This window comes from Chelativorans sp. YIM 93263, from assembly GCF_028767125.1.
GTDB lineage: Bacteria > Pseudomonadota > Alphaproteobacteria > Rhizobiales > Rhizobiaceae > Chelativorans.
In genome coordinates this window covers 191,788-205,000 of record NZ_JAKCWP010000006.1, presented here as the reverse complement: position 1 = coordinate 205,000, position 13,213 = coordinate 191,788, and the positions used below count along the sequence as shown (strand labels likewise).

Sequence of the window (13,213 nt, the reverse complement as noted above, 5' to 3'; positions counted from 1 at the left end):
GAGTGATCTAGCCATGAGCAGGCTGAAGGTACGGTAACACGTACTGGAGGGCCGAACCCATATCTGTTGCAATAGATCGGGATGACTTGTGGCTAGGGGTGAAAGGCCAATCAAACTCGGAAATAGCTGGTTCTCCGCGAAATCTATTTAGGTAGAGCGTCGACCGAATACCCTCGGGGGTAGAGCACTGGATGGGCTAGGGGTCCTCACCGGATTACCAAACCTAACCAAACTCCGAATACCGAGGAGTACTAGTCGGCAGACACACGATGGGTGCTAACGTCCGTCGTGGAGAGGGAAACAACCCTGACCACCAGCTAAGGTCCCCAAGTCATGGCTAAGTGGGAAAGGATGTGAGGACCCCAAAACAACCAGGATGTTGGCTTAGAAGCAGCCATCATTTAAAGAAAGCGTAACAGCTCACTGGTCTAAATAAGGGTCCTTGCGCCGAAAATGTAACGGGGCTAAAGCCATGCACCGAAGCTGTGGGTTCGTCGCAAGACGAGCGGTAGCGGAGCGTTCCGTAAGTCAGTGAAGGAAGACCCGTGAGGGCTTCTGGAGATATCGGAAGTGCGAATGCTGACATGAGTAACGATAAAGGGGGTGAGAGACCCCCTCGCCGAAAGTCCAAGGGTTCCTGCTTAAAGTTAATCTGAGCAGGGTTAGCCGGCCCCTAAGGCGAGGCCGAAAGGCGTAGTCGATGGGAACCACGTTAATATTCGTGGGCCTGGAGGTAGTGACGGATTGCGGACGTTGTCTTTCCTTATCGGATTGGAAGGGCAGCCAAGTGGTTCCGGGAAATAGCTCCTCCGTATAGACCGTACCCGAAACCGACACAGGTGGACTGGTAGAGAATACCAAGGCGCTTGAGAGAACTCTGCTGAAGGAACTCGGCAATTTGCACGCGTAACTTCGGGATAAGCGTGACCTCTTTTCGGGCAACCGAAGGGGGGTGGCACAGACCAGGGGGTAGCGACTGTTTATCAAAAACACAGGGCTCTGCGAAGTCGCAAGACGACGTATAGGGTCTGACGCCTGCCCGGTGCCGGAAGGTTAAGAGGAGGAGTGCAAGCTCTGAATCGAAGCCCCGGTAAACGGCGGCCGTAACTATAACGGTCCTAAGGTAGCGAAATTCCTTGTCGGGTAAGTTCCGACCTGCACGAATGGCGTAACGACTTCCCCGCTGTCTCCAGCAGAGACTCAGTGAAATTGAATTCCCCGTGAAGATGCGGGGTTCCTGCGGTTAGACGGAAAGACCCCGTGCACCTTTACTATAGCTTTACACTGGCATTCGTGTCGACATGTGTAGGATAGGTGGTAGGCTTTGAAGCCAGGGCGCCAGCCTTGGTGGAGCCATCCTTGAAATACCACCCTTGTCGTCATGGATGTCTAACCGCGGCCCGTTATCCGGGCCCGGGACAGTGTATGGTGGGTAGTTTGACTGGGGCGGTCGCCTCCTAAAGAGTAACGGAGGCGCGCGATGGTAGGCTCAGAACGGTCGGAAATCGTTCGTCGAGTGCAATGGCATAAGCCTGCCTGACTGCGAGACAGACAAGTCGAGCAGAGACGAAAGTCGGTCATAGTGATCCGGTGGTCCCATGTGGAAGGGCCATCGCTCAACGGATAAAAGGTACGCCGGGGATAACAGGCTGATGACCCCCAAGAGTCCATATCGACGGGGTTGTTTGGCACCTCGATGTCGACTCATCGCATCCTGGGGCTGGAGCAGGTCCCAAGGGTATGGCTGTTCGCCATTTAAAGCGGTACGTGAGTTGGGTTCAGAACGTCGTGAGACAGTTCGGTCCCTATCTGCCGTGGGTGTAGGAATATTGACAGGATCTGTCCCTAGTACGAGAGGACCGGGATGGACGTACCTCTGGTGGACCTGTTGTGGCGCCAGCCGCATAGCAGGGTAGCTATGTACGGAAGGGATAACCGCTGAAGGCATCTAAGCGGGAAACCCACCTGGAAACGAGTATTCCCTGAGAGTCGTGGTAGACGACCACGTTGATAGGCCGGGTGTGGAAGTGCGGCAACGTACGAAGCTTACCGGTACTAATAGCTCGATCGGCTTGATCATTCTCATTGCTTGTGTCCACTCGTCGTTCGGGTGGCAGAAGAGAACAGCTTCTCGATAGAAACATGCGTTTCGCCGACCTGGTGGTTATGGCGGGGTTGCTGCACCCGTTCCCATTCCGAACACGGCCGTGAAACGCCCCAGCGCCGATGGTACTTCGTCTCAAGACGCGGGAGAGTAGGTCGCTGCCAGGTCTGCTAAGCGCATGTTTTTCTTCTCTTCATGAGCTTTGCCGTGAACGGCGAAACTTAACAAACTGTCCGGTGCAATCGGGTCCTTTTTGTGACGCGGGGTGGAGCAGCCCGGTAGCTCGTCAGGCTCATAACCTGAAGGTCGTAGGTTCAAATCCTACCCCCGCAACCATTGATAGCAGCACCCGTTCATCCGCAGGATGAGCGGGTTTTTTTGTGCCCGAGGCCAGGCTGAGAATGCCCGTCAGATCGCATTCCAGCCAAAGGTTGACCTTGCCGTCCGGGTCGGGTGAAACCATGATCTGGCCGACCAGCCAGGCTGGCGAACAGCTCGATAGCCATAGCTGTTGCCACCGCTGGATTTACCGTCCTCCACACGCCCGCGCAGTCCGCGGCGTGTCTTGTCAGCGAGATCGCTTGAGATAGAGAGCACCCATCCTGCCCTTAAGGCCGATATGGAACTCGCTGATGTCGCCCTCAGACAGCGTGACCATGCGCACGCCAGCGAAGGTCATCCGTGTAGACGGCGGCGATGTCTTCCTGGTCACGGGAAACACGATCGAGCGATTCCGCAAGAACGATGTCGAATCGGCGCTGCTGTGCATCCTGCAGCAGCGCTTGAATTCCCGGACGGATTAGGCTCGCGCCGGAAACTGACCGATCGCTGTAGCCGTCGGCGACCCGCCAAACCCTCGCGCTCGGCTCGTTCGCGGCAGAGGCGAAGTTGGTCCTCGATCGTGGCGTCACGCTGATTATCGGACGAGTAGCGCGCGTAAAGTGCAACGGTCGGCATGGTCAAATCCTCGGAACATCAGAATTTCGAGTCTGAATCCTTTAGCTGGGCGACGGCGCCGAGGACCTGCAGGGAAAACATGCCCTGCGGCGTCGTGGTATCGATGGGATCGCTCAGCGAGCGGAAATACGCGCCTTTGGCGTCAGCTCACCTCGATTACATTGAGCAGGTGGCTCACCGAGCGCGCCAGGCGATCGAGGCGAACCACAACGAGGGTGTCGCCGGCGCCGATCTCGCGAACAAGCCGGGCGAGGGCAGGGCGGGTCCGCGAGCCGCCGGATCCATGCTCCTGGACGATTGCGTCGCATCCGGCCGACCGCAATTCCATCTGCTCGTCCGTGGAGACGCGCGCATAGCCGATAAGTCGGCCCTGTGGGCCGACGAGAGGAGGGTCTACGCGTTGTTTTGGCCATATGGAGAGCCTGAGAGGCGTGTTGAAGCCGAATCTCCAAACATAGAGGATATGGATAACCGATCGTTTGCAAGCGCTGCTTATAGAAGTGGCTGGCAATTACCGCGATGCGGGAGGATGCGGGACGGTGTAAAGGGCACCCGCGCCCCATCCCGGAGGCAGGTCCAGATCGTGTTGACCCCAGAGTGTTAGGGCCCCCGCCTTGTAGGGCTCGCTGTCCATCAACACATCGCTGACCCTGCGCAGCGCCAGCATCAGCGCCTGCACCCCGTCCTGCTGCCGCCATTGGCAGCCTGTGCGCAGCAGATAGAACATCGCGTCGATCACGGAACGAAGGTTGATCCGTCGTCGTCGCCCACGCCGGTTCGTTTCCGGCAGAAGCGGCTCAACAATTGACCATTGTTCATCCGTTACGTTTGATGCGTACCGGCTACCGATCATCCCTCGCCTCCGTTCACCGGGAGGAAGGAACACTGCAATCCTTAATTTCCAAACACCTCCTAATGCCGCCAAGAGTGACCAGCGCCTCGAGTGAAACGCGCGACGGCGGCTCAAGCGAAAACGGCAGAAGAGCCAGGGCGACCGCCCACATCGAAATGGCGGTTATCTTGAACGTGCTGCCCATCTTGCCGATAATGCGATCGGCAGATCGGTGGACGGCATCAAGTGGCGTCTTATCGCCATACTAGCCACTGAGGTGAACGTCCCCATGTAGCCAGCTGCGACGGTTACCTTGACAAGGGGTAGTAAGCCGCGCCCCTGGGCGCTTGAGGTCAAGAGGTTGCCAGTGGCGGAACTGCCAAACGCCTATTCGCATCATCGTTGGCAACTCACTCGGTAAGGTCGTGCCCTACGAGGAGATATTGTCGATCAGCTTCAGTGCTTCGAAATGTTTTCTTGGGTCCGTTGCCAGATCACGGCGTAGATGGCAGGGGCAAAACGGACAGCACGTCAAGGCCAGGGTACGCTTTCCAAGAATGACGTTGCTCGATAATTCCCGTCGGGCGGTTATTAAGGATTGTCTTCCAACTTTCCCGGTAACGCTACATTGAAAGCTCTTTCGACATCGGCGCGCCGATACATCCGAGTGACGCGTCGCGGAGCCACCCTGGGATGCAGTCCTTTCGCATCAAGCTTAATGGCAAGAGGCCCGGTTGGTATTCCGAAGACATCACTCAATTCTGTGATGGTTATGTACGTTTGGCGGAACTGCTGAAGTTCAGTTAAATCCACGTATTTTCGAAAGTAGCGTGTGATCGGATGCTGAACCCTGCAAACGCGGAGTTCGCCGCATCTTGCGAGATGGCCGATTGTTTGGACGCTTGACTTCAGGATCCTAGCTGCTGCTTCCACCCTAGGGTCGGGTACTTCTGTCACCTCAGGTAGGTCCAAATTCCGCCTAACGTCCCCTGGATCCAGCAGCAGCGCACCTAGCCCGACTTTCGTCGGATCTCGACGGGCAGATGTGAGTTTGCCGTCGAGGAAGCCTTGATAAGTTTCGTAAATTCTCCGGCCTATCAAGGAGTAGATTTGCGCGATCGGCTTAAGAGGGTGTTTGGAAATTAAGGATTCCAGTATTCCTTGCCTCCCGGTGAACGGAGGCGAGGGATGAGCGGTAGCCGATACGCATCAAACGTGACGGATGAACAATGGTCGATTGTTGAGCCGCTTCTTCCGAAACCGAAGCGGCGCGGCCGGCGACGACGGATCAGCCTTCGTTCCGTGATCGATGCGATATTCTATCTGCTGCGCACTGGCTGCCAATGGCGGCAGCTGCCGAGAGAGTTTCCAGTCTGGAGCACGGTCTACTGGTACTTCAGGAAATGGCAGCGAGCCGGGATTTGGGTTCGCCTGCAACGTGAGCTCTACAGGCTGACACGCATCCGTTCCGGTCGGCCAGAATGCCCGACGGTCGTGATCATGGATGGGCAGTCGGTGAAGACCACCGAGGTCGGCGGAACACGCGGCTTCGATGCCTTCAAGCGGGTGAAGGGCCGAAAGCGCCACATTCTGGTCGATACACTCGGCCTGCCGATCGCCAATCGCGTCGAGGCTGCCAATGTTTCGGACCGGCGCGCCGGAGGTCTGCTGACGAGCGGACTGAAGGCGATCTTCCCGGCCATCACCACGATTATCGCTGACGCGGGGCATGAGAGCAAGAAACTCGCCCGTGCCCTGGCAGAGCGCCAAAGCTGGCGGCTGGAGATCGTTAAGCGGCGTCAACGCGCCTTCGAGATCACCGGCTTGACCTGGATCGTCGAACGCAGCTTTGCCTGGATCGGGCGCAATCGCAGGCTCAGCAAGGATTATGAATACCGCATCCAGACATCCGAAACGATGATCGACATAGCCAGTACTCGCCTCATGCTCAACAGGCTCGCAAAAGCTTAATTTCCAAACACCCTCTAAGGAGGTGGCCGCTTGGTCGCCCGCAGTTGCCGATGCGGCGATCCCTTCACGGTGCGCAATGAAGTCCGGTAGCGGTCGAGACGCTTCATGATCGGGGTAACCGCGATACCGTGGGTGACGATCGAAAGGAGGACCACGCAACAGACGGTGACCCAGATAATCTGAGCCGCGTCGAATTCGGCCTGACCCAGGGCATAGGCCACATAGTAAAACGAGCCGAGGCCTCGGATGCCGAAGAAGGAGATCGCCAACTTTTCATGATGCGGCGCGGAGTGACCAGTGAGACTGATCCAGCCGGAAAGTGGCCGTAGGACGAGCAAGATCAGGACTGCAACGAATATAACGGGCCAGCTCAGCGCATTGAAAATTGTGCCCTCGGCGATGGCGGCACCGAAGCAGACCAAAAGCACCATCATGACCAGCCGTTCGATCTGCTCGGCAAAGCTATGCAGGTTGCGATGGTAGCGGTGTCGCCGTTCAACCGTACGGAAAGCCACCGCGGCGACAAAGACTGCAAGGAAGCCGTAGCCATTGGCCAGTTCGGTTGTGCCATAAGCAAGGCATGTAATGCCGAGCGCGGCAAAACCGTCATTCGACTGGGCGAGTGCCGCTCTGTTTGGCAGCCGGAATGTGAAATGCCCCATCACCCAACCGCCAACCCAACCGATGGCCACGCCCGCGCCGACTTTCCAAATGACATCGACCAGCAGCCAGTCGGCGAGAAAGGGTTCGCCCGAGGCCTGCGACAGCGCGATCGCGATGGCCAGGTAGACGAATGGAAAGGCCGCGCCGTCGTTCAGGCCCGCTTCCGAGGTGAGCGCAAAACGCACCTCATCCTCCTCACCGGACTGAGGTGGTCCAACTTGTACGTCGCTCGCCAGGACCGGGTCAGTTGGCGCGAGGGCTGCGCCGAGAAGAAGGGCCGCGGCAATGCCCAGGCCGAGGACGGCCCACCCGAGCAGTGCTACCCCCGCGATGGTGATGGGCATGGCAATGAAAAGGAGGCGCCATGTCATTCCCCAATTGCGCCAACCGATCGGTCGATCCAGTTTCAGCCCAGCGCCCATGAGGGAGACGATGACGACAAACTCCGTCATCCGTTCGGTGATGTACCGGTTCTCGAGCGGATTCGCCCAGTCGATCGGCAGAAGCGGTGACCAGGCCAGCAACATCCCCGTGCCGATGAAGGCCATGGGCAGGGATAACGGCAGCTCTTTCAGCAGAAGGGGCAGCCAAGCGGTGAGGAGAACGACGGCGCCAAAAATGGCCAGGGAAACGGCATACCAATCCACTTATATCCACTTTCTCCCTTTGCCGTCCGTCTGTTGCCTGGAACCGTCCTGCCTTCGCCCGAGCTGCCAAGTTCCTGAGGGGCGAGTGCCGTGAACGGAGCTCTGACGCAATCATGACGTTTGGACCGTCCACGCACCATACCGGAATGCATTCACCTCCAGCGGCCCTCTCAACAACCCCGCCGGTGATCCGATCGTTCCTTTCGAGGCACGATCTGGTGGGGACGACGGTTGTTCAGTGACAGCCTGAAAGTTGTGGCAGGCCATGCGCTGCAGGCGAGTCTGATCGAGGAACTAGCGAGCGAATGAATGGCAGAATGTCACGTAGGATGAACAAGCGAGGCTCATGCTGTTGACCTTCCATTTCACCCAGCATAGCTAATGTGCGTTCTCTCCCGGCACACTCTCGTTCTAAGGACAGGTGATCGCGTAGTGATCGGAATCTGGGTAATTTAATGAAAGTCACCGAAAGTAGAATTGAATGGCTGCTGTATGGGGCCATTGTCGGCCTGATGGCGCTGACATTTATTGCAGAACTATTTTTTCCGCTCGGCACTGCGATTTGGGTAATATATCTCTTTCCCGTAGCACTGTGTTACCTCGTCTCAAGGCCAGTCGTGCCGGTGCTCGCTGCAACCGCGATCACTTTCCTGATAGTGATAGGCTTCTTCTATGCGCCGGCCGGCGTGGACGCGGACATCGCCCGTATAAACCGTGTGCTCGGCGCGCTCACGACGTGGATTATCGCGCTGACCGGCTACCTCTTCGTCAGAAACAAGTTGGCCGTTCAAAAGCAGGAGTGGCTTCAAACAGGGCAGGTCCGTCTCGCCCGAAGCGTCAGCGGCAATCAAAAGCTCGAGGAGCTCTGCGGCAACGTCCTCGCCTTCCTCGCCGAATATCTTGATGCGCAGGTCGGAGCGCTTTACGTCCGCGACGGACCGGCATTTCAACGTTGCGGAGTCTACGGCGTGCCAGCCAATGCGTCGGTCCCGGACAGCTTTAAACCGGGAGATGGATTGCTGGGTCAAGCAGTCACGGACAGACGCAGTTTGGTGCTGCGCGACGTGCCCGACGATTATCTTTATTTCGGCTCCAGCCTCGGACAAACCAAGCCACGCCACCTGCTGATCGCGCCGGCCTCCGTTGACGAGGAAATCAATGCCGTTCTGGAAATGGGTTTCCTGAAACATGCGGGCGAGGAGGTGACCGAACTCCTGGAGCGCATCTCCGAACCCATAGCGATAGCAGTGCGTTCGGCCCGATACCGCGCCCAACTGCAGGAGCTTCTGGAAGAGACGCAGCGCCAGGCCGAGGAGCTCCAGACGCAAAGCGAGGAACTTCGCACCACGAACGAGGAACTGGAGAACCAGAGCCACTCGCTTCGGGAGTCTCAGTCACGGCTGGAGGAACAGCAGCAGGAACTCGAACAGAGCAATGCGCAGTTGGAGGAGCAGACGCAGCTTCTGGAAAATCAGCGTGACGAGCTCAGTCGCGCGCAGAGCGCCCTGCAGGAGCAGGCGCGCGATCTCGAGGAGGCAAGCCGCTACAAGTCCGAGTTCCTGGCCAACATGTCGCACGAGTTGCGGACGCCTCTGAACTCGCTCCTTATCATGGCTCGCCTGCTCGCCGACAATCGGGACGGCAATCTCAGCTCCGAGCAGGTGAAATATGCCGAGACGATCGAGACGGCGGGGAACGACCTGCTGAACCTCATCAACGATATCCTCGACATCTCCAAGATCGAGGCAGGCCATGTCGAGCTGCAGTTGGAGAGCGTGCGCATCGAGTCGATGTTTGCGAAGCTGCACGCGACCCTTCACGCTGCAGCCGCGGAAAAGGGCCTTGGCTTCAGAATCGAAACGGCGCCTGGCACGCCCGAGGAACTCGAATCCGACCCCCAGCGGATCGAGCAGGTGCTCAAGAACTTCCTTTCGAACGCCATCAAGTTCACAGACAAAGGCGAGGTCGTGCTGAGCGTCGCGAAGGAAGAGGACGGCCGGCTCGCCTTCGCCGTCCGCGACACTGGGATAGGAATTCCGGAGAAACAGCAGCAGGCGATCTTCGAGGCCTTTCGCCAGGCGGACGGGGCTGTCAACCGCAAATACGGGGGGACGGGCCTTGGCCTTTCCATCTGCAGCGAGCTGGCGCGAATCTTGGGTGGGGAAATTCAGGTCAAAAGCGTAGTCGGGGAAGGCAGTTCCTTCATTCTGATTGTGCCCGAGAGCTACGATGCCGCTAGCGCGGAGCGGCTCGCCGGCGCAGACAATCGGCTCGCCACGGTATTCAGACCCGCCGCGTCCCCGGCCGCTGCACATTCTGAAGCGGAGCCGCCGGATGCCGCCCCCGCACGGCCCCGCAATATCGAGGACGACCGCGACCAGCTGTCAGGCAATCGCGTCATCTTGGTCGTGGAGGATGATCCCGCCTTCGCCGGTATCCTCTTGGACCTCGCGCACGAACTCGGCTTCCAGTGCCTGGTCGCAGAAACGGCGGACGAAGGCGTACTACTCGCCCGCCAGCATCTGCCGGCCGGGGTCATTCTCGATATCGGCCTGCCCGATCACACAGGCCTGTCGGTCCTCGATCGGATCAAGCACGATGCCCGCACGAGGCATATACCTGTCCATGTCGTTTCCGTCAGCGACTATACGCGCACCGCCCTCTCTTTTGGCGCTGCCGGATACATGCTCAAGCCCGTCAAGCGCGAGGCGCTGGAGCGTGCCCTCACGGGGCTTGCAAAGGAGCTCGCGCAGACCGTGCGGCGCGTGCTCATCGTCGAGGACGACGCGACACAGCTCGACGCTCTCCAGCTCCTGCTGTCGTCTCAGGACGTGGAAACCGTTGCCGCGGCGTCGGCAGCCGAATGCTTCGAGAAGCTGAAGACCGAGACATTCGGCTGCATGGTGCTCGACCTGAGCCTGCCGGACGCCTCCGGTTTCGAAGTCCTCGAGCAACTGAGCGCCGACGACGCCTATGCCTTCCCACCCACCATCGTCTACACAGGCCGCGAGCTTACGCCGGACGAGGAACTACGCCTGAGGAAATACTCCAAATCAGTCATCATCAAGGGTGCGAAATCGCCCGAGCGGCTTCTCGATGAGGTGACGCTTTTCCTCCACCAGATGGTCTCCGAACTGCCGGAACAGAAGCGCGAAATGCTTGCCCGGTCGCTCAACCGCGACGCCGCGCTGGAGGGCCGGCGCATTCTCGTCGTGGAGGACGACATCCGGAATGTCTATGCCCTCATGAGCGTTTTCGAAGCGCACGGTGCCGCTGTGCAAATCGCCCGGAACGGACGCGAGGCGCTGCAGGCTCTCGAAAGAGTGGCTAAAGGAGACGATCCTGCTATCGATCTGGTGCTTATGGACGTGATGATGCCGGAGATGGACGGACTGACGGCCACGCGTGAGATCAGGACACGCAAGGAGTGGAGAAACCTGCCGATCATCGTGCTTACGGCCAAGGCCATGGCAGGAGACCAGGAACAATGCCTGGCCGCCGGAGCAAACGATTATCTGCCAAAACCTCTTGATGTGGATAAGCTGCTCTCGCTCGCCCGCGTTTGGATGCCGCGATAGGATTATCAAACATGCCGAAGTCGACGGAGGAAATCGAGATTCATTTACTGCTTGAGGCGATCCGCCAACGCTATCATTATGATTTTAGAGGCTATTCCAGCTCGTCGATTACGCGCCGACTAAAGCGGGCGCAACAGCATTTCGATTGCGGCAGCCTTTCCGAGTTGCAGGACAAGGTGCTGCACGATCCGTCCATCGTCCCGGACCTGCTGAATCAGCTTACGGTGGAGGTCAGCGAAATGTTTCGGGATCCGTCCTTTTTCCGCGCCCTGCGGGAGACGGTAGTACCGCATCTGAAAACCTATCCTTCCCTGAAGGTCTGGGTAGCTGGGTGCGCCGCCGGCGAGGAGCTGTACTCGCTCGCCATACTTTTCCGTGAAGAGGGTCTCCACCAGCGGACTATTTTCTATGCAACTGACATAAATCCGAACTCGTTGCGGAAAGCCGAAGCGGGGATCTACGCGCTGGACCGCATCCCGCTCTTCACCGAAAATCATCGACGATCCGGAAGCAAGGTCTCGTTGTCGGAGTATTATACGGCGGCCTATGGCGCCGCGGTCTTCGACAAGACACTTCGGTCCAGAACAGTTTTCGCCGAGCACAACCTCGCGTCGGATGCTGTTTTCGCGGAGGTGAACCTCGTCTCCTGCAGGAACGTGCTCATCTATTTCGACAGGGAATTACAGGACCGCGCGATCGGTCTGTTCAAGGACTCGCTCGCATACGGCGGCTTCCTGGCGCTCGGGACAAAGGAAAGCCTGCACTTTTCCAACCATAGCGAGACCTTCAGAAAATTCGTCCAGCAGGAGCGAATTTACCGAAAGGCGCCGCATGACATGCTTGCCGGGAAGGTGGACCATGCAGTCGTCTGAAAGCGTCAAGTTCCTACTGGTGGACGATGTCGAGGAGAACCTTCTGGCTCTCGACGGGCTGCTCCGTCGCGACGGGCTCGAATTGTTCAAGGCGCGTTCCGGACGGCAAGCGCTCGAAATGCTTCTGGTCCACGACTTCGCCCTTGCCATCTTCGATGTGCAGATGCCGGAAATGGATGGCTTTGAGCTCGCGGAGCTGATGCGCAGCACCGAGCGCACGCGTAGCGTGCCGATTATTTTCCTGACCGCCGTCGCAACGGACGAGCGGCGCCGCTTCCGCGGCTATGAGGCCGGCGCTGTCGATTATCTGCTGAAACCGATCGACCCGCAGATGCTTCGCAATAAGGCCGAGGTTTTCTTCGAGCTTGCCCGCCAACGACAGGAGGTCGCACGCCAGCGCGACGAATTGCGCCACAGCGCGGAAAGACTGTCCAATGCCCTCAGCGTCCTCCAGGCGCACAGCGACAACTCTCCTTTGGCCATCGTCGAGTTCGACCCCAAATTCCGCTTCAAGTCATGGTCGAAGAGCGCACAGCGCATGTTCGGCTGGAACGCTGAGCAGGTGCTCGGGCGACAAGTGGTCGACTTGGAGTGGCTGCAAGAGGAGGATGTCGCGCGGTTAAGCGATGTGACTGCGAAGATCCTGGCGGAAGGCGAGCCGGGGAGCATATTTTCGTGCCGGAATACTTGTCGGGACGGCAGCGTAATCGAGAGCGAGTGGTATATATCGGTGCTTGCGGATTGGCGCGGCAATCTGATGTCGGTCAACGCTCAGATCCTGGACGTAACGGAACGCAAACGCGCTGAAGCGACACAGCAGTTGCTCATCGGCGAACTCAATCATCGCGTGAAGAATACGCTTGCGACCGTGCAGGCGATCGCCAGCCAGACCTTGCGCCACTCCCAAAATCCGGAAGACTTCAATGCAAGCTTCGCCGGGCGTCTGGAATCGCTGGCGCGCGCCCATTCCCTACTCAGCGAAGCGAACTGGCAGGGTACCAGCCTGATGAAGTTGGTTCGAGATCAGCAACACCTGAGAGCCATAGAGGGAGACAGGTTGTCGGTTTCGGGTCCCGAAGTGCACCTTTCCCCGCAACTGTCGCTGCATCTTGGGCTGATCCTGCACGAACTTGTGACGAACGCTCAGAAACATGGCGCACTGGAAACGCCACGCGGTCACATCGAACTGAGCTGGGATATCGCCGGCGATCTGTTACAGGTCAAATGGGCGGAGAGCGGAGTGGCATTTGCGAAAACCCCTTCATCGCGAAGAGGCTTCGGCTCCAATCTCATTGAACGGAGCACCTCCGCTGAGGGGGGCACCGCACAGATGGCCTATAATCCCGATGGGATTTTTTGGGAGTTTAACTTCGCGCTTTCCCATCAGAATGCATACGTGACCCCGATGAGGAACGAACCAAGGGAAAGACTGACAGATCGACATTCACGTGCCTCCGCAGGATCTGCTGATAAAAGCGAAATGGAGCGTCCTGTCACGAGCGCTGAATAAAGGATGCCTCTCCAAAACTTGCGGCACCGTGGACGCCCGCCCCATTTGGCGCGCGGATGAGGCCGCAGCGCCAGAAAAG

At 58.4% G+C, this 13,213-nt stretch carries 6 protein-coding genes, 1 tRNA gene, 2 rRNA genes and 2 pseudogenes (1 of these 11 cut by a window edge); 7 read left to right on the top strand and 4 right to left on the bottom strand.

The features are described from left to right. The 3 genes from LY631_RS14070 to LY631_RS14060 form a co-directional block, all read left to right on the top strand. Positions 1-2,080: ribosomal RNA gene (locus LY631_RS14070) — 23S ribosomal RNA — on the top strand; it begins 722 nt to the left of the window's first position. Positions 2,081-2,156: 76 nt separating this feature from the next. After that, positions 2,157-2,271, top strand: a 5S ribosomal RNA gene (gene rrf, locus LY631_RS14065). Positions 2,272-2,363: 92 nt separating this feature from the next. After that, a tRNA-Met gene (locus tag LY631_RS14060) sits at positions 2,364-2,440 on the top strand. 147 nt (positions 2,441-2,587) lie between these two features. Here LY631_RS14060 and LY631_RS14055 read toward each other — a convergent pair. The 3 genes and pseudogenes from LY631_RS14055 to LY631_RS14045 form a co-directional block, all read right to left on the bottom strand. Then, positions 2,588-3,061 (bottom strand): annotated as a pseudogene (locus LY631_RS14055) (recombinase family protein); the annotation flags it as partial. Between the two features lie 39 nt (positions 3,062-3,100). After that, a pseudogene (locus LY631_RS14050) lies at positions 3,101-3,474 on the bottom strand (recombinase family protein); the annotation flags it as partial. Between the two features lie 98 nt (positions 3,475-3,572). After that, positions 3,573-3,914: a transposase gene (locus LY631_RS14045; protein ID WP_274426102.1), complete on the bottom strand. Its 342-nt coding sequence runs from the start codon at positions 3,912-3,914 to the stop codon at positions 3,573-3,575. Positions 3,915-5,081: 1,167 nt separating this feature from the next. Between LY631_RS14045 and LY631_RS14040 the strand changes: the two genes are divergently transcribed. Beyond that, positions 5,082-5,864 (top strand): IS5 family transposase, encoded by a 783-nt coding sequence (locus LY631_RS14040; RefSeq protein ID WP_274426101.1) that lies wholly within the window; start codon positions 5,082-5,084, stop codon positions 5,862-5,864. A gap of 14 nt (positions 5,865-5,878) precedes the next feature. On the opposite strand, the gene LY631_RS14035 is transcribed toward LY631_RS14040, so the two are convergent. Beyond that, positions 5,879-7,174, bottom strand: coding sequence for a cation:proton antiporter (locus LY631_RS14035; RefSeq protein WP_274426100.1), 1,296 nt, complete (start codon positions 7,172-7,174; stop codon positions 5,879-5,881). A 455-nt stretch (positions 7,175-7,629) separates the two neighbouring features. On the opposite strand from LY631_RS14035, the gene LY631_RS14030 reads away from it, so the two are divergent. The 3 genes from LY631_RS14030 to LY631_RS14020 are packed head-to-tail and all read left to right on the top strand — an operon-like array spanning position 7,630 to position 13,134. Beyond that, complete coding sequence (locus LY631_RS14030) at positions 7,630-10,752, top strand: response regulator (RefSeq protein ID WP_274426099.1); 3,123 nt, start codon at positions 7,630-7,632, stop codon at positions 10,750-10,752. A gap of 11 nt (positions 10,753-10,763) precedes the next feature. Next, positions 10,764-11,624: a CheR family methyltransferase gene (locus LY631_RS14025; protein WP_274426098.1), complete on the top strand. Its 861-nt coding sequence runs from the start codon at positions 10,764-10,766 to the stop codon at positions 11,622-11,624. Continuing rightward, complete coding sequence (locus tag LY631_RS14020; protein WP_338000437.1) at positions 11,584-13,134, top strand: sensor histidine kinase; 1,551 nt, start codon at positions 11,584-11,586, stop codon at positions 13,132-13,134. Before LY631_RS14025 ends, LY631_RS14020 begins: the two co-directional genes overlap by 41 nt. Positions 13,135-13,213: the final 79 nt, after the last annotated feature.

What these genes read in the sequence shown, in the direction of transcription:
- LY631_RS14045 (WP_274426102.1), bottom strand. Translation starts at nt 3,914, where the DNA reads ATGATCGGTAGCCGGTACGCATCAAACGTAACGGATGAACAATGGTCA.
- LY631_RS14040 (WP_274426101.1), top strand. Translation starts at nt 5,082, where the DNA reads ATGAGCGGTAGCCGATACGCATCAAACGTGACGGATGAACAATGGTCG.
- LY631_RS14030 (WP_274426099.1), top strand. Translation starts at nt 7,630, where the DNA reads ATGAAAGTCACCGAAAGTAGAATTGAATGGCTGCTGTATGGGGCCATT.
- LY631_RS14025 (WP_274426098.1), top strand. Translation starts at nt 10,764, where the DNA reads ATGCCGAAGTCGACGGAGGAAATCGAGATTCATTTACTGCTTGAGGCG.
- LY631_RS14020 (WP_338000437.1), top strand. Translation starts at nt 11,584, where the DNA reads ATGACATGCTTGCCGGGAAGGTGGACCATGCAGTCGTCTGAAAGCGTC.